The sequence below is a fragment of the cyanobacterium endosymbiont of Epithemia turgida isolate EtSB Lake Yunoko genome (assembly GCF_000829235.1).
In the GTDB taxonomy this organism is placed as follows: Bacteria; Cyanobacteriota; Cyanobacteriia; order Cyanobacteriales; family Microcystaceae; genus Rippkaea.
Map to the genome: position 1 here is coordinate 497969 of NZ_AP012549.1, position 24533 is coordinate 522501.

Below are 24533 nucleotides of genomic sequence, written 5' to 3' on the forward strand. Positions count from 1 at the left end.
AACAAAATAATAGTATATACCTAAAAAATTAGATATATACTAGTATAACTAATTGTGACTATTATTAGTATAGCTGATGGCTACAATTAGAAATATGTTTAATGGTTATATTTATAGCAAGTTTCTTGGTCATATAAGTCAGTCTTATCACAAAATAGTATTATTTTATCCTCAAATTATTAAGGAAAAAATTAGATATTTTTTCCAAGAAGTTTGTTGCTTCAATAGTTCCCCAAAGATACTTCACTGTTGTAGTGATTAATTACTGCAATAGATGTATCTATCTGGTTAAAAGACAGCTTCTTTATATGCTTGTATGTTTATAGTAAAAAATGCAGATTTATCAATTACCATCTTAGTAAATACTTAAGCAATCACATAATAATCATTTATTTGAAAGAAAAATACTGATAAATAATATGGTTTACCAAGGAAAATATACTGACTCTTTGTCAACTGTTTATAAGCTAATAATTACTAAAAATATTAGACACAATTAATTGATCAATAATTTTATTTTTTTTTATAAAAATTACAAGGAAGTTCGCTTTGTTAATTATGGCAATCGCGAATAAATTTTTTATTATTAAGTTCCGTGACTATCTTTTATATATTTTCTGTTAGTTTCGTAAGTTTTAAAAATTTATTTCTTAAAGTTTGTCAATTTTATTGACTCTTTATAAGTTAAAAGAAACTATTCGATAAGGTTTTTAAAAACCCTATTATTTAATGCTGTCAAACATACCAAAATTTAGAAAATTTATGATGTAATATTAACATCAAACTTTTTTCTCCTTAAATAAGCAAAGTTAAACACAATTAGTTTTAACATAGTTACTATACTACTTAGATTTAATAAATAAGAACATGAATTTCTTTATTTATTAAATATTTAAATACCAACCTGTTAGTTATTTCAATATTTATCGTACTTTGTAGTTATAATATATTTTTTGATAAATTTTTTATAGTCATACGTATACGTATATACTAAAAATATAATAGAATAATACAGTTTTTTTGTTTTTATTAAGGGGTTTATATTTAATTTAAGAAATCTTTTTCTACCAAACAAGAATACTTTTTTTCTCTAAATCTATTAAGGTATTTTATTCTAAATTTTTCATATATACTAATATTGTTTTTGATAAAGCTACATAGAATTTATTGATATTTTTAAAACATTTAATTTATGTTGTTTTCTCTGCTTATAAATTATGACTTAGCTGTTCGGTAGTTCTATAACCATAACAACTAAAATAAAACTATCCTAAGTTATAGGGGAAATAAAATATTTTATTTCCCCTATAACTTAGGATAATTATTGAGAAGCTACCCTATCCTGACGAGCTACACGACAAACTGCCTCAGCAACTGCTCGATACACCCTTTTATCAAACACCGAAGGGATAATATATTCGCGATTAAGTTGACTAATATTCACCAGAGACGCAATAGTCTTAGCTGCTTCTAAATACATATGCTCAGTGATAGTTTTAGCCTGACAATCTAAAGCTCCACGAAAGATTCCGGGAAAAGCTAACACATTATTTATTTGATTGGGATAATCACTACGTCCAGTAGCTACAACTGCTACATCATCGCTTATTAATTCCGGTTGAATTTCTGGGATAGGGTTTGCCATAGCAAATACAATGGGCTTAGTAGCCATGGATTTAACCATTTCTAGTGTCACTACCCCTGGCACACTTACGCCCAAGAATACATCAGCCCCCTGCATGGCATCTACTAAAGAGCCATTGACATTAACTGCAAATTCCCGTTTTTGAGGGTTTAAATCAGTGCGGGAATTGGAGACAAGTCCCTTAGAATCACATAACCAAATATTAGTAGCTCCGGCAGTGCGTAATAAAGCCGCGATTGCTATCCCTGCTGCTCCAGCCCCATTAATCACAATTTGTACTGTTTCTAGGGACTTCTGGACTAATTTCAAGGCATTAATTAATGCCGCTAAACTGACAATAGCCGTTCCATGTTGATCGTCATGGAAAACTGGAATATCTAATTCCTGTTGCAGTCGCCGTTCAATCTCAAAACAACGAGGGGCAGCAATATCTTCCAAGTTTACCCCTCCAAACACTGGAGTAATGCGTTTAATAGTTTCAATAATTTCTTCAGTGTCTTGGGTGGCTAAACAGATGGGGAAAGCATCAATATCAGCAAATTCTTTAAATAACATGGCTTTTCCTTCCATGACCGGGAGGGCAGCTTCAGGACCTAAATTTCCTAATCCTAGGACTGCACTTCCATCAGTAACAACTGCTACGGTATTTTGCTTAATAGTCAGGTTAAATACTTGAGAGTGATCGTGGGCAATAGCGTTACAGATACGTCCAACCCCTGGAGTATAAGCCATGGCCAACTCAGAACTAGATTTTATGGAAATACGACTAGCAACCATGATTTTTCCCTTACTGTGGAGATCAAAGGTGCGATCAGAGACTTTGAGAATTTTAACGTTAGGAATTTCTCTAACTGCTGCTAGAATCTCCTCGGCATGTCCTTCACTCGAAGCATCTACCGTAATTTCCCTTTGGGTGATTGAACAAGTATGTTCAATTAAAGAAATTTGTTCAAAACTTCCTCCTGCTCCGGCTATTGCCTGGGTAATGTTGGAAAGAGTTCCTACTATGTTGGGAAGTTCAATAGTTAAAGAGAGACTATAACTTGAATTGGGCTTAAGATTTGCCATGTTTAGAAGAGTTTAGGGGTTATGAGTTACGAGCTAGGAGCCAGAGAGTTCAGTATACTAAATATGGTTTTGGGAAAAATATTTCAAAATGACGATTATAGATTTTAAGTTAATGAAACAACTTCTTCTCTGAAGAAGAATATAGTTAACTAGAAATTTTGAAAAAAATAGAAAATTATTTACGTTACATTCAATTGAATTGCTGCCGAAGATTGATCTTCAACAACTTATTTATTGTTCTCTATATAGCCATTGCTTTTTTCATGAAATACAGTGAACAGTTCCAAGATTAAAAAGGAACAACTGTTCACCGATAAAAAAATAGTTTATAGTTGCTTCACTTGAGCCACTAACTGGGATAGCATATCTTGCGCGTTACCAAAAAGCATCATAGTTTTATCTTCGTAGAAAAGTTGATTATCTACCCCCGCAAACCCAGTGCTAAGACCCCGCTTAATAACGATAGTATGATGAGCTTTGTCTACTTCGAGGATAGGCATTCCAAAAATAGGACTATCCTGATCGCTTTTTGCAGCAGGATTAACAACATCATTTGCTCCGATCACCAAGGCAACATCAATAGTATCAAATTCAGGGTTAATGTCCTCCATATCATGAAGTTGATTGTAAGGGACATTTGCTTCAGCTAACAGCACGTTCATATGACCAGGCATTCTTCCTGCAACAGGATGAATAGCGTATTTAACTTCTACACCCATTTTTTCAAGTTGATTAGCCAATTCGCGCACAGTGTGTTGTGCTTGCGCTACTGCCATTCCATAACCAGGAACAATTACTACAGAACGGGCGTATCCTAACATCATTGCTCCTTCTTCAGGATCAATGGAGTGAACAGTCTTATCAGTTGTTTCTCCATAACTTCCACCATTAGCGGTAGTTGCTCTACCAAATGCGCCAAATAGAACGCTTGAAAGAGAACGGTTCATAGCTTTACACATGATTTCCGTTAAAATAATTCCTGATGCTCCCACTAACGCCCCTGCAATAATGAGCATATTGTTCATTAAAATAAACCCAGCAGCACTAGCAGCTAAACCAGAAAAGGAGTTTAAGAGGGAGATAACCACGGGCATATCACCACCTCCAATGGGGAGGACAAATAATACCCCAAAGATAAGTGAAACCAAAACCAATCCCAAGAAAATAGAGATGCTAGTGGGATCTAAAAAGAGATAAATACTACCAACAATAAAGCTAAAAAATATCAGAACATTAAATGGCTGTTGTAAGGGGAAGGTAATAGGAGAACCACTTACTACCCCTTGTAATTTTCCAAAAGCTAATAAACTTCCAGTTAGGGTAATACCGCCGACAAAAACCCCTAAAATTGCTACTATAGTCGCCTCAATGGGGATAGTCTTTTCAACTTCTAATAACCGCCAAAATTCTCCAACGGCAATTAAAGCACTAGCTGCTCCTCCTAGCCCGTTGAAAATACCTACCATTTGGGGCATAGCTGTCATAGCAACTTTTTGGGCGGTAATCCCCCCGATAAGTGAACCAATTACCACACTAATCAAAATCATTTGATAGTTAACCACTGACTGATTAATCATGGTGGCAACAATAGCCAGCAGCATTCCAAATGAAGCAATAATGTTACCCCGACGGGCAGTTGCCGGAGAGCCTAGTTGTTTTAACCCTATAATAAAAAAGGCGGCGGCGGTTAAATAGGCTAATTCGATGCCAGTAGTTAATCCTGACAGTATATCCCTACATAAAGTTGTATCATTCACAGTTATCTATGCTCCCTTCTTTTTAAACATCTGCAACATACGGTCAGTCACTAAAAACCCACCCACAACGTTAATAATAGCGAGAACAACGGCGATTAAGCCCAAAACAACGGTAATACTCCACTCTTTAGGTCCGGCAATTAGTAACGCCCCAACAACGGCAATACCTGAAATTGCATTAGCCCCTGACATTAGAGGAGTATGCAGAGTAGGAGGAACTTTATTAATTACCTCAAATCCCACAAATGAGGCCAAAACAAATACCACTAAACCAACCAACAGTCCAGTTGTCATAAATAATTTCACTCCTAAGCAGGATTCAGAATTATGATATTGATGAGATAAAAACTCTAAACTTGATCTGTTCAAACTGTTGCCTTTTTCCTTCCCGACAGGCTACCCTTAGGCTTTCACCAAACGGAATAGAGCTTCTTTTACTTTGGGATGGCGCAATTGTCCTTCATGGGTAACACAAGCTCCATCAATTATGTCATCGTCAAAATCAAGCTGCATTACTCCGTCTCTAACTAGATATTTCACCAATGTCAAGAGATTCTTTGCATAAACTTGGCTAGCATTAACAGGAAGACTAGATGGTAAGTTCAAGGGTCCAATCACATTAACCCCGTTGTAACAAACATTTTTTCCAGGTTCAGTACAAGCGCAGTTACCTCCACGATCAGCTGCAATATCGACAATCATTGAGCCGATTTTCATTTCTGCGACCATTTCCTCGGAAATAATAACGGGAGCTCGTTTTCCTTGAACTTGAGCAGTTGTGATCACTACATCGGACTTTTTAACATGCTCAGTTAATACCTGACGAATAAGTTCTTGGGTATTCTGGGTAACTTCCTTGGCATAACCCCCTGTAGTGGTAGTATTCTCTTGTATGGGAATTTCCACAAATTTAGCCCCAACACTTTGTACTTCCTCTTTGACGCCAGGACGAATATCAAACGCTTCCACTACAGCCCCTAAACGACGTGCAGTGGCGATTGCCTGTAATCCTGCAACTCCTGCCCCAATTACTAAAACTTTAGCGGGGGGAATGGTTCCAGCAGCCGTTGTCATCATAGGAAACAGTCGGGGGAGAGAAGCTGAAGCGATTAGAACAGATTTGTAACCGGCAATATTGGCTTGAGATGAAAGAGCATCCATACTTTGAGCGCGACTAGTACGAGGGATTAACTCCATGCTAAAAGCAGTGATTTGACGCTGTGCTAATTCCTGAATTTTCTCTGGGTTTCCCAGGGGGTCAAGGAAACTGATTATCTTAGCTCCTGATTTAAGCCAATCCATTTCCATTTTTCCATGCTGTTCCCCTGGAGGAGCAACTTTGAGGAGGATATCGGCTTCTCCCCACAATTGTTCTGGAGAACTAATGATCTGTGCTCCTGCTGCCGTGTATTCAGCATCGGTAAAATGACCTCCAAGTCCTGCTCCTGATTGAACCAATACCTCAAATCCTAATTTGATAAAACGGGCGACGGTATCGGGAACTAGAGCTACTCGCAATTCTCCTATTTCACTTTCCTTCGGAACAGCAATTTTGGTCATGCTCAACTTTCCTTCTATAATGTTATCGGTTAAAAAAGGCATTCCTAATATTTTGATGGTTATCTCTTGGTTAAGAGCAAACCTTAAACCCTTCTTCGTTTTTGAAGACGTTTGCTTCATAAAGTTTAGCAAAACTTGATTAGTATTTTACCGTCAGTGTAATTAACCACACTTTGATTGAGTTTTAAATAAACTTTAATCCTACTTCTATTCCATAGATGGTAGCCTATGGAGAAACATGTAACTATAACTCAATAATTTAAATTAATAAATTTTTTCTCATCACTAATTATTCTTGAGAAGAAAAAAATCTATCATTATCATTGAATTTTATGTCAAAAACTCATTAGTTATTTTTTAAATAGAAGCTAATTTTTTTTACAAAAAAATTGTAATAAAATGAGTGTAATTTAATAGGTTAACTTTTTTAAAGTATAGTATGTTAAGATTGAGTCTAGAGACAAGATTACTTTAGTTCTTAATAAAGTAATCTTGCATAGTTAAAAATTGTTTAACTAAATAATTATAAAGAACAAATAAACTATTTTTGTTTTCTATGACATAACTGTTTAAGTTGATTATTTTAGGAGCTAAAAAGATAAATTATGATCATAAACAGGAGAAAATTTATAGTTTTTATTTTAGCAATTTTGACGACAGCTTGTACAGATTTTAATTCATCTAAAAAACAATCAAAAATTAATTTAACTATCTCAGTTGCATCTAGTGTTCAGGATGTAATGAAGGATATTCGAGTCCTTTATCGAAAGGAAAACCCAAATGTTTATGTTGACTATAATTTTGGTTCCTCTGGTTCGTTGCAGCAACAAATTGAACAGGGAGCACCAACTGATATTTTTCTTTCTGCGGCTCCTAAACAAATGGATGCTCTGCAAAGAAAAGAGCTGCTGTTAACAGAAACTAGACAAGATTTACTAAAAAATAGAGTTGTTTTAATTGTTCTTAAAGATACAAATAATAATGCAACTTTCGAAAGCTTAAACAATGCTGAGTTTAAAAAAGTTGTTTTGGGAGACCCTGGCAGTGTTCCTGCTGGACAGTATGGAAAAGAAGTTTTAAGTTTTTTAGAACTATACAAAAAAATTGATTCTAAGTTAGTTTTTGGGAAAAATACTCGTCAGATTTTATTTTATGTAGAAACAGGTAATGCTGATGCAGGATTGGTCTATAAAACTGATGTTAGAATTTCTGACAAAGTTAAAATAGTAGATACAGCTCCTGAAAATTGTCATTCTCCAATTATTTATCCTATTTCTGTTATTAAACAAAGTAAACATCCAGAAGAAGCTAAAAAGTTTATAGAATTTCTTTTTAGTGAGAAAGTAAAATATATTTTTAAAAATTATGGATTTAGCTTAGTGAAAGATTAAGTCCATGATAAATATTCTTCTATTCTAGCTTGTTCCAGACAATTTGGAGAAGTTCCTCTAATCTTGTTCTTGTTACTGCAGAAATGGTGATAATTGGGTATGAATTAAGATTTTCTAATTCTGTTTTAATGGTTTGAACAGTTTCCTCATCTGCCGCATCTACTTTGTTAAGAGCAAGAATCTGGGGACGATTGTTTAACCCTCTGCCATAAGCGTTTAATTCCTCTTGAATAATCTGATAATCAGCAATCGGATTGCTGGAAGTTACATCTACTAAATGCAATAATAGACGAGTTCGTTCAATATGGCGCAGAAATTCATGTCCTAACCCAATTCCTTCATGAGCACCTTCAATTAACCCTGGAATGTCTGCAAATACTGTTCCGTCTCCTGTAGGTTTACGCACCACTCCTAAATTGGGAACTAGAGTAGTAAAAGGATAATCGGCAATTTTAGGACGGGCTGCCGACAATGCAGCCATCAAGGTAGATTTTCCTGCGTTAGGTAAGCCTATAATCCCTACTTCGGCTAGTAATTTTAGCTCGAGGCGTAACCAGCGATGTTCCCCTGGTAATCCATCGAGGGCATAGTCAGGGGCGCGATTTTGGTTACTGAGGAAGTGTTTGTTTCCCAATCCCCCCTTACCTCCAGCCACTACACAGAGAGTTTGTCCTTTTTCTACTAGGTCTCCCAAAATTTCTTCGGTTTCCCCATCGTAGATAAGAGTTCCACAAGGAACTTCTATGATACAGTTTTTGCCATTGGCTCCTGTCCGATTGCTAGGTCCGCCTCGTTTCCCATCATCGGCCTTAAAACGACGCGCATAAGAAAAGTCCAGTAAAGTTTGTAGATTTTGATTAGCTACGAGAATAACTGAGCCTCCCCATCCTCCATTACCTCCTGCAGGTCCTCCAGCCGGAACATATTTTTCTCGTCGGAAGGCAACTGTACCATCCCCTCCTTTGCCTGCTTCAACTTCGATCTCAGCTTGGTCAATAAATTGCATATAAAATTATTGTTGTAAATCCCTAAATATTTCTTTTTAAAGGGTCAACACCTGTCGACCCTTTAGTGAGTTGATTGTTTACTTATTCTAAACGTACTCTGAGATATCTTCTTTACAATTATCAGACAAATAGCATAAAGCACGAAAACGCAACCCGACTAGTTGTTCATAGAGAGGATTAAGTTTACATAAAGCAGGAATGTGAACAATTTTATGTCCAAAAAGCTTAATGTCTCGTTCAAAGGGACATTGAGAAGGGACCATCTTACAAATAAATCTAGCAAGGCGAGGGTCATGAATCTCCATTCCATCGAGCCATTCCTTGAGAGGATGTAAAAGATCAGGATGGGGATAAGGAGGACTTGATAAAGAGATAGCTGCCCCGCTGCCAGCCTGTGCTTGTGGGTGTTCTTTCAGAGAATTGCACAGGGTATGTTCTAAGGATTTGAAGGCTTCTATTTTGAGTCCTAAAGCATCACTAAACTGATGTAATAACTCTGCTTCGGAGGGGGAGTAAATTCCATCAGCAATTGCTACTAAAACTGCGGTTCTTAAGAAATTTTCGGACGTATTTTGATCAGAACCTAATGCTCTGGCTAATTTTTTAGGAGTGATCGCGCTAAAAGCTACATCTGTTGTATCTTCTAAGGCTAAATCTTGAATAAGTTGAGAGATTAGATCTTGTTCTTCGGGATCATAATGCCCGTCAACCCAGGCAATAGTTAGTAAACCTTGTAGCCAAGCAGCAATTTGAGTTTCAGTGTAAGAAGATTGAGCAACGCCAGCCATAATAATATTCTAATTCAACACATTAAGTAAGGGATAGAGACAGTCGATTGCACGATAAAGAATTAGTTTTTTCTCTCTCTATCCCTTATAAGTTTAACTTTGCACGTCACCCTATGGTTGAACAATCACCGAAATTCCTTTATTTACCAATTTGGATAAAGCTTTTACATTAATATTCTTCATACGAACACAACCGTGAGAAACTGCTTGACCGCTCAAATGTTTTCCATTCGATGAAACCCAATATAATCCTTTCTGTTCGTCCAAAAGCCAATCCAACTTTCTCCGAGAGGGCTGTTTATCCCTGGCGCACTTATTTTCCTATTCCAAGGATTTTCCCCTTTTGGTTTTTTTATCATTTGAATGATTTTAAATTTCCCTTGTGGGGTCTCCCAACCTTTTTTACCGATTGCTACTCGATAACTGGCTAACAGTTGATTATTTTGATATGCGTACACCTTACGCTCTTTTAACTTCAGTACTAAACGTGTTTCTAATACTTTAGTTTCTGCCAGGGTTGCTTTGTCGGCTAGACTAGCTTCTACTAAAAGCGTAATGGGAGAAGTAGGGGGGTTTTTCGTTTCTGTCTTTAATGGTGCAACCGCTTTTCCTGCACCGACCTACTTACTGATCAAGGATACGGGTCAAAAAAGACTCCCACCAGTTAAGGTCAATAATATTAAAATTTGTTTAAACTTTATTTTTTTACAGTTCTATGTAAACTTCCAATAGTTAGTTGGTAAACAAGAATCGCAGTAGCCCTCCAACATTTTAGAAGATATCTCAGACAATATAATCTAAATTGAATATTATTTTTTCCATAGTTTATTTTCCATCTTCCCAACTACACTTTATCTGTACATCTCCAAACCTGCTGCCCTAATTATTTCACTGCGTAAACTTTTAAGATAACTAGCGCATAAAAATGGTGTCAATGAGTTAGGCAACAACTTTATTTTTTAACTTTAAAGTAATGAAAACTAATATCAGTTATAGGGGTTTTTCTCTATTTCTCCATTCAACTATAGCCACAATATGAGTGTTATTGATCTAATGAAAATTATTGAATTTTCGTATAGCAAAAGGCTTTTTATTAGTTTTCATTTAGATAAGCTTAGTTCTTTTGAATATTATATAGTGAGGATTATGTGGTAAGGGTAAGCAACAAAACTATAAAGTTTATCCAACAAATGAACAAACATAAATTATGGACTTTTTTTGATAAGGGATAGTACAATAGCAACCGTTACCAAAAATTCCGGTGTGAGCGTTAATTTAATGTTAAAGATTCTAAGCATAGTCCAATGTCCCCTAATTATCCTAGGAATAATGATGATAATTACATCTAATTCCCAGGCTTCGTCTTTACCTAATCTATCTAATCCCTCGGTTTTGTCTTTATCTAAGTTGCGAAAAAATAACCTAAAACTGCAACAATTAACTGATGGTTTCTTGAATAACACTGATCATCCTCATCAATCACAGGTAACAAGTGTTTCGGACTTACAAAATGGTTTCTTAAGTAACACTGATCGTTTTGATCAATCACAGCTAACAAATGTTTTGAAGTTACAAGATGTTTCTCCCACGCAATGGCCCTATGAAGCATTCCGAAGTTTGGTAGATCGCTACAACTGCATTAAGGGGTATCCTGATAAGGTTTTTGAAGGAGATAGAACCTTATCCCGTGATGAATTTGCTGGCGCGGTAAATGCCTGTGTTGATAGCATTCAATTTGAATTCCAACAAAATGCATCAATTTTACGAGAAGATATAGAAAAATTAAAGTCGATAGCGCAAGAGTTTGAAATAGAAACGGGCTCCTTGGGAACACGAACGAGTAATTTAGAATCGCGGGTAGCCTATACTGAAAATAATCAGTTTTCCACTACCAGTATTCTCACTGGTGAGATGATCATGGGGTTAACGGGGATCACCAGTGGAGAAAAAAACCAAGGTACTGAAGACATCTTTAAGGTAACTAACCTAGGATATCGGGGACGACTGAAATTAAATACTACTTTTGATGGGGATGATTCGCTCTATATCCGTTTTACAACAGGGACCGCACCGGCTTATCCTGATATTACAGAAACATTTGAAGGAAAATTAAGCTTTTCACAACCTGATGCGAGTGATTTAGGTATACAACTGATTATCTATGATTTTGCACTCGCAGAAAATGTACGGATGTTTGTTGAACCAGTCGGAGGTGCTTTTGATGACTTCGTTCCCACAGTGAACTTCCTTGATGGGGATGCGTCGTCTGGAGCATTATCTTCATTTGGCACTCGTAATCCCGTTTATTATATGCCCGGGGGGCCAGGTATTGGTTTTCGAGGGCGGGTTTTTGAAGTGTTTGAATGGAGTGGAGGTTATTTAGCAGACAAGGCTGCTAGTCCTGATTTAGGTGCAGGGATGTTTAATGGTCCCTATGGTGTAATGGGACAATTGGCTTATGAACACAAGGAAAATTTTAAAGCAGCGTTTACATATTTGCATGGATATAACAATCTTGATTCAGGAACTGGTAGTCGTCGTTCCAATTTCCAAAGCTTTATTGAGAAAGAGTTTAAAGACTTTGGAGCCTCTGTTGATACAGTTAATAATTCCTATAGAGTGGAATTGAGTTGGCATATTCTTGATCAATTTGTTCTAGGTGCTTGGGGAGGCTTTACTACAGTCAGAACTTTAGGGGCAATTGATTTAGGGAAAGATTTAAAACCCATAGACAGAGGGAATCTAGACATTTGGAACTGGACGGTAAGTTTCGCTTTTCCTGATGCTATTTTTGAAGGAGATACAGCAGCAATTATTTTTGGGATGGAACCTTGGGTTTCTAAGTCTAATCTCGTCTTACCTAACGGTTTAAGAAATAATGACCGCGATAGCTCTTTTCATTTCGAGGCAATTTATGAATATGCAATCAATGATAATATTTCAATTACCCCTGGCATAATTATCATTACTTCTCCAGATTATGATAACAGCAATAATTCTTTATTTATTGGAACAATTCGCACAACTTTTACTTTCTAATTGCTGTATATAATTTCTTTATATTGATTCTTCTTATAAAGAAATTATCTCAATAAAAATCAAAATTCAATTTAATTATCATTCAATAATAGTAATTATACAAGACAGGTTTAGTATAATTATTATTATTGATGTTTTTAGTTTCTTATCATTTAGGATAATTATAGTTGCTGACAGTTAAGATTATTATTCTTGCCAAATTAAGCTCTGTTAATATTTGGTATACTTTTGTTATTATAAACTTGATATAGGCAAAATAATTGCCGTTTTTATTCTTTTCTCTTGATTGTAGTTTTAGTTTTATCTACTTCTTTATTGAAAAATTTTCTGTTTTTAGGGGTCTTCTTCTTTAGAAGATAGATAGGTTCTTATCTTCACTTTTGTTCTTTAGTTATTTATGACTTTTTTTGACTTACTGATTCTCTTGTAAGCATAATGTTTTTGTCCTTGTTCGTGTTCTGAAGAAAATTTTTAGCGTAGGTCAACGTTGATAGTTCTTACTCTTCCAATGCTGTTCGCTGGATATCAGTTTACTTGGTGTCCAGCGAACACTCTTTTAAAATTATTTTTTTGTATTTTTTAAAAAAAAGATCACCTATTTTAACCTTTAAAAAAAATACCACAAAAGTAGTCATTCTAGACCGAATATGATATGTTATTTATTAAAAAATGCTAGAACTCTTATTATGAATATATTCTGCAAATTCAGAGATTTAATTTCTATAAAGATAAAATTTTTTTATTCTTTGATACCTGACAAAGTAATACTCTTTTGTTCACTATATTTTTTAATGGTTGACACATAAAAACTATAAAAGTAAACTTATGTAAGTACTGCAGTATTTAATTAATTTTGATAAACTTCTGATTCATAGAAAAAATCTCTATTAGTTTTGCTATATTCTCAATAGTCAACCATAAAAATTAAGAACCCTATACTTTAAAAGTATTGTACTAAACTGATATTGTAACTAACGTTTCCAGCATGACCATATAAATATAATAAAACGCGATAACTGTTTAAAATCAGTAGATATACACCATACATAGATGTGTTTCTTTTCATTATTTGTAATCAATATATTTATTTAACCTAAAATATTGATAATTTAATCCTAACTTTAATAAATATAATTTACCTTACAAAAGGTAACAAAAATTGATTGCTTTTCTTGAATTATCAACCCCAAATAAGCGACTTTTATTTTGATTGGTTTCAGTTTATTGACTATCTGTCTTTGAATAAAATTAAGAATAGATACCCCAAAAGTCTTATCTGGATAATTATTAAAAAATTAATAGCTTTAATTTAAAATATATGTTTAATCAGTTATTAAAATTAATTAATTGTTAACTACTTTAACGTTGGTTTTTGATTATGCCAATCAGTGGCTTGTTCATAAGCGTAACCGACTTGAAATAGTTTCCCCTCTTCTAAAATATTTCCAATCAACTGTAAGCCAATGGGTAAGCCATTTACATCGAAACCGCAAGGAATACTCATTCCTGGAAGTCCAGCTAGATTAACAGGAATTGTCGTTAAATCAGACAGATACATACTTAAAGGATCATCCGTTTTTTCACCTACTTTAAATGCTGTAGTGGAAGATGTAGGACAAACTAAGACATCAACGGTTTCAAAGGCTTTATTAAAATCCTGTTTAATTAAAGTGCGAATTCTTTGCGCTTTTAAATAAAAAGCATCATAGTAACCAGCAGACAACGCATAAGTTCCAATCATAATGCGTCTTTTAACTTCAGGACCAAAGCCTTTAGCACGGGTTTTAGTGTACATTTCTAAAAGGTTTTCTGCTTCTTCTCTAATACCGTATCTAACCGCATCGTAACGGGCTAAATTAGATGATGCTTCCGAGGGCGCAATGATATAATAGGCAGGTAAACCGTAGCGGAAATGAGGACAAGAAACCCTCTTAACTTTTGCTCCCAATACTTTTAATTGATCAACAGCGTTATTAACGGTTTTAGCAACCACAAAATCTAAACCTTCTTCAAAAGTTTCTTCAATAATGCCAACTGTTAACCCTTTTAAACTACTTTTAAGAAAAGTAGTATAGTCTGGAATAGGAACATTGAGACTAGTAGAGTCTTTAACATCATAACCCGCAATCGCTCCCAAGAGAATTGCTGCATCTTCAACACTTCTTGACAACGGACCGACTTGATCCAAGGATGATCCATAGGCAATTAACCCAAACCGTGAGACTAGTCCATAAGTTGGTTTTAGTCCGACGATACCGCAAAAAGAGGCCGGTTGCCGGATAGATCCTCCTGTATCTGAGCCCAAGGCTACTACACACTCATCAGCTGCCACCGCCGCTGCAGACCCGCCAGAGGAACCACCTGGAATACGTTCAAGATCCCAAGGGTTAGCCGTGACCTGATAGCTGGAATTTTCCGTAGAACTTCCCATAGCAAACTCATCTAAGTTCGTTTTTCCTACTATAACTGCCCCAATTTCCTGTAATTTCTGAGTGACAGTAGATTCGTAGGGAGGAATAAAATTTTCTAGTATTCTCGAGGCACAAGTGGTAGGAATACCTGCAGTACAAAGATTATCTTTTATACCGATGGGAATACCCGCTAACAGGCCAATTTCTTCTTTGGCGGCAATTCTTTTATCTACTGCTTTAGCGGTTTCTAAAGCGTGATTGGCCGTGACACAGAGAAAACTCTTGACCTTTGGTTCTACTATTTTGATACGTTCTAATACTTCTATAGTAGTTTCGACGGCAGAACGTTCTTTGTTGATTAATTGTCTATGTAGTTCGCGGATAGATGTCATAAATATAACCTAATATGTTTTGGATGGTATAACTTAACACTCCAACGGTTTAGATAATACTAGCATTAAATGCTATCATTTTTCAGGGAATAAGGCACCGATGATTGACCACTAAAAGGATGCCTTAATTAATAAAAATTCTAGCTTAACAATTAAGTCTAATTTTTATAGTCTAATTGAGTTAATTTGATAACAAATAGTGATATTATATTCATATGATTTAGACTGCTATCTGAAAACTAAAATTTTATAGAATAAATACAATATTTTAAAACGTGAAACTATCCATAAAAATGATTGTGGGTAATTTGTAATTTTTATTGTTATTATTAATAGTGTTATTATGTTATTTTTTTCTAGACTTTTAAAGAAAAAATAGACATTGTTAGCATAGAAGTAGCTAGTTTATGTCCTTTTTGATTCTTGTTTTCTTCTAGTTTAAGTTTATACAAATTTACATTATGGTAACTACAGTTATCAATAGTTACTTGATCAAAATCTTATATTATTGCTATATAATTATTTTTTATATCTTAGAGACTACCGTGGTAAGTGCCAACTCAATAAAAATTATGCCAAACTAATTACGCTTCAGCTCTTTATTTTATTTCCTAATACATTTTGATATTATCTAATTTATGATTAAGCTATTTTACCATACAAAGCTTATATACTAGTACTTTATTATATGAAATTATTAAAAAGCTATAGTAACCTATTTTGATTTTAGGAAAAAGAGAGATGTTATTAAATTAAAACTACTTTAATGCTTCCTTATATGTTCTTATTTATATAATTTATATACTTACTCGTTTATCTAAATAAACTCACATTCTGTAATATTTTTTTTCTTTAATTTAACTATAGTGATTTTATTAGTTGTCAAGTATTTAAATTTTTAATATTTTCTATAAATTCTTGATTACTTATTTTATTTAGCTGAATTTTTAATGCCACTATTTTAAACTTTTTCAGATTTTATTATCTTACATGTTTAAGTGCATGTTCTTTTATTTTTAAGTCAACTTAATTCTTTTGTGAGTTTGTTTATATCTTAAGATTAAGTCTCATGTGATGAGACTTAATCTTAAGATATAAAGCTTTTTCTACTCAAGGTCAATTGATCGTAGTTAATTTATAATTTTGATGAAATTTATTGATGACTTTACTAGAATAGAAAAATTAAAGAGTCATGTTGTTTTTTAAAAAAAACTATACCATTACTATCTCTTCTAAGCTATGAATAATAGATAATATTTATTCCGTCTAAATTTAGAACCTCATTCATTAAACTGATTAGAGGATTTGATGCAGTTGGTATAAACTAAGTGAAAATTTTAAGTTTCATATAATTTGATTCAAATATTAAATATCTCGGAATACCATCTATAATGGTAATTATAGTTTTTAATAAACCTATAAGTGATAATAAAACTTTAGCTTTTGGTTTTTATTAAGCTAATAATAGCATAGCAAATTTTAGGTTTTATATTATATTATAAGCTATCTATTTATCATTATTATTAATATTTTATAATTTATAATTTTATACAAATAAAATTATAAGTAAATTAATTATTTTATAAAAATAATTTTTAGTTTATTTTTATAGCATTACAGCGAATAATTCTCTAAAAATATTATCTGTTTAAATAAATATTGGCTATTCAATAGATACATTAGATTGCCCAATAAGACCTTTAGTATAGTAAAATCGCTGGAACTATGTCAAACTTAAATTTAAAATTTTGCCAAAGAAATATTAATAGTTGTATTCAATAAGTTTTAAAATTAAGGTTAATTTTAAATATTTTATAAAAGATAAAAAGCTATTTCTCTAAGTTACTAGAATTTTGATAAAGTCATTACTAAAGATAAAAATAATTTAATTTATAAAATAATTTTAGACAGTGGCAGTGACATCTTATAATTGGTTCTCTCAATATAGAATAAATTTTTAAACAACAATAAAAAATTTGCATAAATTAAAGCTTAAATAAATTTCTTTGTAAGTTTACAAATGTTATAAAAATACATAGCTTAATAATAAAGAGAATACAAAACTACACAAGTAGTTTTAAAAACTGTTTTAAAAACTATTCATCTTAACCTTTATCTTGCTATTTAAAATTTATTTGTAGCTACTATTTTTAGTTATTAAAAATTGGCTTTCATCTTTTATGAAATCAATTTAAAATCCATAAAATGTGGATATAGTTTAGAATTTGTTTATTTTTTAAAAAATTAAGAATCATCATACATGATAAATTCTGGTTATTAAAACTAATGGCTAATCTAGTTTTCAGAAAATATTAATTTTAATAAAAAATAATTATGCTAGCATAATTATTAACATGATAAAGGACTTAATTTTATCTTTTTATCGAAAAGTAATGACTGGCAAATAGTTCTAGAAAGCACTATTTTTATTTAGTTTATTTAAATTATTTTTATTACTTGCTTTACATTCAATATTTTTTGTCAAGTTAAGTTGATGTAAAAATTAGATCTATAAGGTTATCAATTATTATCGTTACTTTTTTAAAAAAATATTAATATTGATATTAATTTTATTACCATTAATGCTTTTACTAAAAGTTCGAATATTAACCTAGTAGGATCATCAGCCAGTTTTGAAATTCGAGGTTTGACAGTTACCTTTGTGGTACAGTAATTCTCTGAACAACTATTTGTTTTCTTGAATGAGTTCTGTGACCTCAGTTCTAGATATTAAAATCTTAGATTTAATACGTATTAAGCTACTTCTCCCCCTACCATAACCTCTTTAATCCGTAGACTTGGTCCCCCACAACCAACGGCTAGACCGCTTTGTCCCTCTTTACCGCAGCCTCCTGATTCATCCCAATAAAAATCATTTCCGATCGCTTCAATATTACCTAGGGTTTTAAACACATTCCCTGATAAAGTTACATCTCTGACAGGTTCAGCTAACTTTCCATGCCGAATCATCCAAGCTTCCCCTGCACTAAAAGTGAACATTTCCCCATTTGTCATTCCTCCTAACCAATTTTTGGCATAAATTCCCTCTTGAATATCCATAAATAAATCTTTTACTGGAGTCTTTCCACGTTCGATCCAAGTGTTTGTCATTCGTACTAAAGGAGGATAATGATAGTTTAAACAACGAGCATTTCCAGTAGGTCGTTCGTTCAATTTTCCGGCAGTTTCCCGTGAATGTAACCGTCCAACCAAGACCCCATTATGAATTAATTGGGTCTTGGTTGCAGGAACTCCTTCATCATCATAAAAATAACTCCCTCTGTGACCTTGAGGAGCAGCCCCATCAAAAATTTGCAGAATCTCAGGTCCAAATTGTCTCCCCATACTCATCAACTCTAAAAGCTCAGGATTTTCGTATAACATATCCGCTTCAGAAAGGTGGCCAAATGCTTCATGAACAAACAAACCTGTAAGAACAGGGTCTATCACAACTGTATAGTTATTTCCCTTCACAGGGGGCAAAACTAAAGCATTTAGCGCGCGTTGGGCTGCTCCTTGTATCTGTTGTTCTAAACCTGTTAAGTCTTCATACCCCCGACGAGAACCTATGGTTTCCCGTCCTGTTTGTAAGTTTTCACCACTTCTAGCCGTTGCTGAAAACCGCATTTCCAAATCTGCCCAAGATTGTTTGATCAATGTCCCTTCAGAGCTAGCGAAAAGGATGTTTTGGGTACTGTCTTTATAGTGAACTGAGGTAGTTGCAATTTGGTTACTCAAACTGCGAAGGATAGCATTGTAATGTTCACACAGGGCTTTTTTTTGTGCTATTGGAACCTGGCGAGGATCAGTTCCGGTTAAGGGCAACTGACAGTCAATCTGGACGGGTTCAATGGGAGCTAATCGAGTTTCCTTATCCCCCACCAAACGTGCTGCTGCGACCACCTCTTCCACTCGCTGGTTTAAAGTTGATAATTGATTAAAGGTGGCAAAACCCCACCCCCCTCTATAACAGGCTCTAACTTGACCTCCACTGGCAATACCTTCGCTCAGAGTATCTATTTTATTCCCTCGCAATATAATATTTGTCTCTTCAGAGTATTCGACCCGAATTGCTAAAAAATCTACGTAATCTCGGTGACGGTGGATGATTTCTGTTAGTTGATTTTTGTAGGTGTTAATCTCAGTCATAGAGGCAGCCATAGCTAATTGTGATTCTAATTTCTTTTAGTTTAAAGGACATATGGAAAGTATAGGATGCGGGAATAAATAACCTTTAAATATAAAAATAAACAATAATTTAGTTCTTGTTTTATTAATACCTTTAGTTAAATTTTCATTAATCGCTTAAGCGGTGGATTTGCTAAAAAAATGTCAACGCTTAATCCACATACCTATATTGTTTATAACAAAGAATTCCTGACTGCAGGTTTTGTTTTTTGGGATTTAAATGTCATATAAGGAAGTGTTTTTGTCACTACTGTGAACATAGTTACATTAAAATCAAAGCCATGAAATATTGCATTATCAGAGTGCACCTTATTTTTTACCACATTTTTACCTTGGTCATTTTCACTATCTCTTAAATTTTGTCAATATTTCATTATAGTAGTCATCAAGTTTGCTTTATTAGAAACATGGACACAGAAAACCTTTAAAGGACTCAATTTTATTAATCCTACCATAAGTTTATTCATGTAGTTCTGCCTTGGCTTTCAGTTTACTTGTGAGTGTTCAGACCCTTCAAGCTTCTTATTGTTTCTAAAAAGTTTTTGTTCATAAAATTAGTATTACTTTGATCATTAAAAGTATTTCATTGCATCCACTCATTCTACAACTGATAAACTTGTTTTAAATCGGTGTTATCGCTCATTTTTTTCTTATAAATTCTATTAGAATAGGGAAATAGTTTTAATGCCACTTCCAAGGATAGATTTGAAAGTAACTCAAATCTTGACATCGTCAGCTTCTGAGATATCCAAGATATTTTAATTATCCTCCCTAGCCTCCTTCATCGCCACTGTTTTTATAATTTATTGATACTTCTTTGGTAATTTACTCCAAACAGGTTCATTAATTGGAATTTTTAAAATTTTGTCTAATTTTGACTATACTCGATAGTAATAATGAGAATTAACTTTAATTTTAGCTTAGTTTTTTACCCTTAATCAGCGACTATCCACCCTACTGTATTGATCGCTTTTTTATCTAGAGCTAGAAAAATTTTCCCTGGTAAAACTTAAACATCAATCCCGAAACTGGACATCATCTCACCCTCCAACCCAGAAATATACATTTTTAACTCTTTGAGATCTCTTATCGACTTAACTTTTATTTTAAACTATCTCCCATTTTTGCCCCATATTACTAGTCGGGAAATTAATCACATTAAAATCAGCATAAAATATGTGCATACCTTCTAGTTCACTTCCGTGATACAGCCAAGAAATGTATTGCTGACAACTTAACTCAAAAGGCATAGACTTCCCAAACTCTAAAACTAGATTGTTGCCTATGTGCCTATGTAATAATGACTTGCTGTGTATCTACATTCAACAGTAAAATACTGTTGAATGTAGATACACTATAACCTTAGTGTAATTTTTTCCTTGCATAAGCAATAGGCAGCAATGGTAATCTTTCCTTTCATCATATCCAGAACTCGATTGCAAACTGTTTGCACTCCCCAAAATTGTATGGAGAGACTTAGTCCAACTGGTGGTCACTTCTAGCAAAAACAGGGAAGCTGTTTCTGGTCACTTCTTCTGAGCTAGATCGAGCATCACAAGAGTTAAAAATCATAGTAGTGGCAGCTCCCAATTCAACATTACTAAATAGAAGATCGGCGTTTCGTTTATATATGGATAAATTATCAAGAGGTTTATGACTAAATTATTCTTCAGCTATAGTTATCGACTATGTTAAAGTTTATCTTGATTTATAAGTTTCCTAACCAAATTAAATGAAAGGTTGGTATTGTCTAGCAACAGGTTTTTATTTATTAAATAATCCTGAAATCTCTGTTAAAATGTTCTGAACATATAACTTAACTTTTTTAAAAAACATTCTTATGTTTAATTGGTTTTACAGTAAAGTTGAAGCGCCGGCTAAATCTCAAGAATTAGAACCTGTTGAAAAAAAAACTCCTACTGATTCTTCACAAATCCAAAAACAAATCCCAGAACAAACATCCCAGCCAAGTCAAGAGGATTATCTGACTTGGGCTAAGTTAGCTTATAAAAACATTCAACAAAGCAAAGAAGAGTCTCAATCAGAAGAAACTCCAGAAACGCTTGAAACAGAAGCTGATTTACAACAAGAAACTCCCACCAAAATCGAGCCTTCAAAGACTCCTAAAAACCCAGTCTCAGAAGTTTTTGAAGGACCCGTTTTCACCACCAGTGCAACCACTACTACCGTTGAAACTCCTAAACCCTCAGTACAAGAAGTTAGTGAAGAATCTGCTTCCGTTGAAGAAAGAACCAGTCCTGCTTGGATGCAAAAATCAGATCGTTTAGAGATCCTTAAAGAGACAGCGATAGAGAAGGAAAAGGTAGACGAATTAGGATTAGCCTTTGATGAAGAATTTGTTTGGTCAGTCAAAGTTCTTGCAGCTCAAGGCCGTGCACCTAAAGATATTTCTGCCGAAGAAATCAGCTGGTTAAAAAAACTGCGTCAAGGACTCGGTAAAACCCGTCGAGGATTAGTTAACAAACTTAAAGCGGTTGTTGGACAAGGACCCCTCAACCAGGATGCGGTAACAGAAATTGAAACTCTGTTGCTACAAGCGGATGTGGGTTTAGAGGCTACTGAGTATATCATTACAAGTTTACAAAGTAGATTTCGCGAAGAGACATTACCCCCCGAACAGGCGATTGCCTATCTTAAAGAAATTCTACGCGATATTCTTGATGCTCCCTTGAAACAAATAAAGAATCCAGGGTTTGCTCCTGAAAAAAATACCCTCAATATTTGGTTAATGACAGGGGTTAATGGTGCTGGCAAAACAACCACGATTGGAAAACTCGCCTATTTATCCCAAAAATCTGGGTATAGTTGTATAATTGCTGCGGCGGATACTTTTCGAGCAGCAGCCGTGGAACAGGTAAAAGTATGGGGACAGAGAAGTAATACTCTAGTCATCGCTAACCCAGGTAAAAATACTGATCCGGCGGCAGTAGTGTTTGATGGCATTGTGGCTGCCCAATCTCGTCAGATAGAACTCTTGTTAGTGGATACGGCAGGACGGTTACAAAATAAAAAGAATCTAATGGAAGAATTGTCTAAAATTAGGCGAATTATTGACACAAAAGCCCCTAATGCCCAAGTTGAAGCTTTACTAGTTCTTGATGCTACTTTAGGACAGAATGGATTACGCCAAGCTGAAGTTTTTTCAAAATCAGCCAACTTAACGGGAGTGGTGTTAACTAAATTGGATGGAACTGCTAAAGGTGGAATAGCCTTGGCTGTTTCTCAAAAACTTAATTTACCTATTCGCTTTATCAGTGCAGGAGAAGAAATTGAAGATTTACATCCCTTTTCTAGTTATGAATTTATAGAGGCCTTACTCAATACTTAACATCTCGAAGAATTCTAGTCTTTAGGTAAGCATTGTTCAACTTATTTTCATTGATTGAACTTTAGTAATTACTCACAAGTTGATTGTTTATACAAACAATACTAATTTTTTATATCCAATTATAACCTAGCAAACTGAAATTTGAAACTTTAGCTACTTGTAATTTTAAATGTTATTAGCTAAGGTAAGTTGAACTAATGTTGTTATCTGAGCATAAATGCTTTTATCCGCGGATACAAGATTAATAGTGTTTTTACTTTTTTAATTTTTTGACAGAGTTATGGAATAATAACAGTTGACAATAGATTTAACAAAAGTGCTACACACAGAATTCACAATATTTAGAAAATTTTATTTCTTGGATATACAGTAGATAAAAAAACAACCCATTTTTTTAAAATTTTTATCAACTTTAATTAAGAGAATTAATGTCTTCGTAATATTTTCAATATTACAGAAATAGTCAACATTGATAGTTCTATTAAACTGGTAATGTTAAATTAAATAGTTAAATCTCAAGTCAAGAAACTTTGGAGTTAAAAATAGACTAAATTTTTGAATCTATGAGCTTTTGTTTCAATCAACTTCAACTTATTATTAATACTGTTTACCGTTCCCTAAATTGTTCTTTAGTCAGAACAGATAATAAATTCTATAATCCAATGTTTAGCCTAATTGTTTCACGAGTATTTAGCTACAATAAATAAGTTTTATGACACATATTAGTTAAGTTCAATAGTCATGATATTAAATATTAATTTTTATTAAAAATATTTGTTTATTGATATTGAATTTTAAAAAATAAACCTAAATTAACTTTTAATTTTTTTGTAATTATTTCTATCCCTGATCTACTTATTCGATTTCTTTTCGCAGTATTCTTGATATCACTATTTAAAGTCTCTTGAATTAGTTTTTTTAAAAATTTTTAGTATATGTTATCTTCTTTTAAAGAAAATTAACTTTTCTATAAATTTATTTTTATGTTAATTAAATCTAATTCAACGAAAATTAATTATGATATGAACGGTTGTCTTTGATTAAAGTAATTCAATAATAGTTAATTTATAAATATAAAGTCTCTAAGAGATGAATTTTTTTAAAGAATTTTAAAAAATAGTTTAAAAACTTTTATTAATTTATAAACTTTTTAAAAAATATTAAAACCAATCAAAATTAAGGCTAGTGGATAGAATATCATAGGCATAATTTTACATTTTTTTGCAAAATAATAGAAAAAATATAAATCATCAATATATATTATCTAATAAAAGTTTATATGCTCATATTAAAGTAAAAAATAAACCTAAAAAATAGAAATAGATAATTTTTAAACTTTTTAAAGTAAACTTTTAAAAAGTTTAAAAACCTAAAAAATCTACATTTAAAAGCCAATATAGATATATGTTTTTTTCAATGAACTTAGAGCAGGATTGAAGCTAATCTCGTTTAAGAAAGATAAACTTTTTCAAAGATACTACAAGGCTATAAATAGTCATATACTTATGAATTTATTAAACTTTTAACAAAAAAATTTTATAATATAAGACTCAAAGAGGAAATATAAAATAGTTGAGTTTAGTTTATGAATATTTGATTAAGAATATAGCTCTATCTAAAAAAAGTTTTATTGATATAAGATAATATAGTCTAGTTTTAGAGCAAAAAGAGAAAAATTTATTTAGCAATTACTAAAAAGTGTTTGCTGGGTTTCTATTTATAATTCAAGCCAGCATAAAGATTATAGATGTTAATATGCAAGCCTTGAGTCAATGAGTATTTTTGAACAATTAATGAAATGAAAGAAGTATTACTGAATCGTTATCATATATTCAATAAAATAAAAAAAATTAAGAATATAACTTATTTTAATTGGCTAAATTTTCAATTTCTTTTTCTAGGAGAATGTGTCCGTCGCATTTAGTATCAGACAATAAG

13 protein-coding genes are annotated in these 24533 nt (G+C 33.2%); 3 read left to right on the forward strand and 10 right to left on the reverse strand.

What is annotated here, in order from left to right; genetic code table 11:
• Positions 1-1321 precede the first annotated feature (1321 nt).
• From ETSB_RS01425 to ETSB_RS01440, 4 genes are all read right to left on the reverse strand, one after another.
• Positions 1322-2713 (reverse strand): NAD-dependent malic enzyme, encoded by a 1392-nt coding sequence (locus ETSB_RS01425; protein WP_044105869.1) that lies wholly within the window; start codon positions 2711-2713, stop codon positions 1322-1324.
• A gap of 326 nt (positions 2714-3039) precedes the next feature.
• A complete protein-coding gene (locus ETSB_RS01430; RefSeq protein WP_044105870.1) occupies positions 3040-4470 on the reverse strand; it encodes an NAD(P)(+) transhydrogenase (Re/Si-specific) subunit beta in 1431 nt (476 codons plus the stop codon).
• Positions 4471-4476: 6 nt separating this feature from the next.
• Positions 4477-4764: an NAD(P) transhydrogenase subunit alpha gene (locus ETSB_RS01435; RefSeq protein WP_044105872.1), complete on the reverse strand. Its 288-nt coding sequence runs from the start codon at positions 4762-4764 to the stop codon at positions 4477-4479.
• Positions 4765-4872: 108 nt separating this feature from the next.
• Positions 4873-6030 (reverse strand): Re/Si-specific NAD(P)(+) transhydrogenase subunit alpha, encoded by a 1158-nt coding sequence (locus ETSB_RS01440; RefSeq protein WP_044107538.1) that lies wholly within the window; start codon positions 6028-6030, stop codon positions 4873-4875.
• Positions 6031-6641: 611 nt separating this feature from the next.
• Between ETSB_RS01440 and modA the strand changes: the two genes are divergently transcribed.
• Positions 6642-7421, forward strand: coding sequence for a molybdate ABC transporter substrate-binding protein (modA, locus tag ETSB_RS01445; RefSeq protein ID WP_044107540.1), 780 nt, complete (start codon positions 6642-6644; stop codon positions 7419-7421).
• A 19-nt stretch (positions 7422-7440) separates the two neighbouring features.
• On the opposite strand, the gene obgE is transcribed toward modA, so the two are convergent.
• The 4 genes from obgE to ETSB_RS10575 form a co-directional block, all read right to left on the reverse strand.
• On the reverse strand, positions 7441-8427 hold the full coding sequence (obgE, locus tag ETSB_RS01450) for a GTPase ObgE (RefSeq protein WP_044105873.1): 987 nt from the start codon (positions 8425-8427) through the stop codon (positions 7441-7443).
• 87 nt (positions 8428-8514) lie between these two features.
• Positions 8515-9216, reverse strand: coding sequence for a Mo-dependent nitrogenase C-terminal domain-containing protein (locus ETSB_RS01455; protein ID WP_044105875.1), 702 nt, complete (start codon positions 9214-9216; stop codon positions 8515-8517).
• A gap of 111 nt (positions 9217-9327) precedes the next feature.
• Positions 9328-9399, reverse strand: a complete 72-nt coding sequence (locus tag ETSB_RS10570; RefSeq protein WP_332403817.1) for a hypothetical protein — start codon at positions 9397-9399, stop codon at positions 9328-9330.
• Positions 9400-9431: 32 nt separating this feature from the next.
• A complete protein-coding gene (locus ETSB_RS10575) occupies positions 9432-9674 on the reverse strand; it encodes a L,D-transpeptidase (RefSeq protein ID WP_332403710.1) in 243 nt (80 codons plus the stop codon).
• An 871-nt stretch (positions 9675-10545) separates the two neighbouring features.
• Between ETSB_RS10575 and ETSB_RS01465 the strand changes: the two genes are divergently transcribed.
• Complete coding sequence (locus tag ETSB_RS01465) at positions 10546-12255, forward strand: iron uptake porin (protein ID WP_232509834.1); 1710 nt, start codon at positions 10546-10548, stop codon at positions 12253-12255.
• Positions 12256-13609: 1354 nt separating this feature from the next.
• Here ETSB_RS01465 and gatA read toward each other — a convergent pair.
• Together gatA and ETSB_RS01475 are read right to left on the reverse strand one after the other, a co-directional pair.
• A complete protein-coding gene (gene gatA, locus ETSB_RS01470) occupies positions 13610-15058 on the reverse strand; it encodes an Asp-tRNA(Asn)/Glu-tRNA(Gln) amidotransferase subunit GatA (RefSeq protein WP_044105876.1) in 1449 nt (482 codons plus the stop codon).
• 2754 nt (positions 15059-17812) lie between these two features.
• Positions 17813-19207, reverse strand: coding sequence for a TldD/PmbA family protein (locus ETSB_RS01475; protein ID WP_044107544.1), 1395 nt, complete (start codon positions 19205-19207; stop codon positions 17813-17815).
• A gap of 1879 nt (positions 19208-21086) precedes the next feature.
• Between ETSB_RS01475 and ftsY the strand changes: the two genes are divergently transcribed.
• Entirely contained in the window at positions 21087-22595 is a 1509-nt protein-coding gene (ftsY, locus tag ETSB_RS01485; protein ID WP_044105877.1) for a signal recognition particle-docking protein FtsY, read from the forward strand.
• Positions 22596-24533: the final 1938 nt, after the last annotated feature.

Bases quoted from the DNA above. Each gene is read 5' to 3' on its own strand.
- ETSB_RS01475 (WP_044107544.1), bottom strand. From the start codon at position 19,207: ATGACTGAGATTAACACCTACAAAAATCAACTAACAGAAATCATCCAC.
- ETSB_RS01425 (WP_044105869.1), bottom strand. From the start codon at position 2,713: ATGGCAAATCTTAAGCCCAATTCAAGTTATAGTCTCTCTTTAACTATT.
- ETSB_RS01440 (WP_044107538.1), bottom strand. From the start codon at position 6,030: ATGACCAAAATTGCTGTTCCGAAGGAAAGTGAAATAGGAGAATTGCGA.
- ftsY (WP_044105877.1), top strand. From the start codon at position 21,087: ATGTTTAATTGGTTTTACAGTAAAGTTGAAGCGCCGGCTAAATCTCAA.
- gatA (WP_044105876.1), bottom strand. From the start codon at position 15,058: ATGACATCTATCCGCGAACTACATAGACAATTAATCAACAAAGAACGT.
- ETSB_RS01465 (WP_232509834.1), top strand. From the start codon at position 10,546: ATGATGATAATTACATCTAATTCCCAGGCTTCGTCTTTACCTAATCTA.
- obgE (WP_044105873.1), bottom strand. From the start codon at position 8,427: ATGCAATTTATTGACCAAGCTGAGATCGAAGTTGAAGCAGGCAAAGGA.
- ETSB_RS01435 (WP_044105872.1), bottom strand. From the start codon at position 4,764: ATGACAACTGGACTGTTGGTTGGTTTAGTGGTATTTGTTTTGGCCTCA.
- ETSB_RS01455 (WP_044105875.1), bottom strand. From the start codon at position 9,216: ATGGCTGGCGTTGCTCAATCTTCTTACACTGAAACTCAAATTGCTGCT.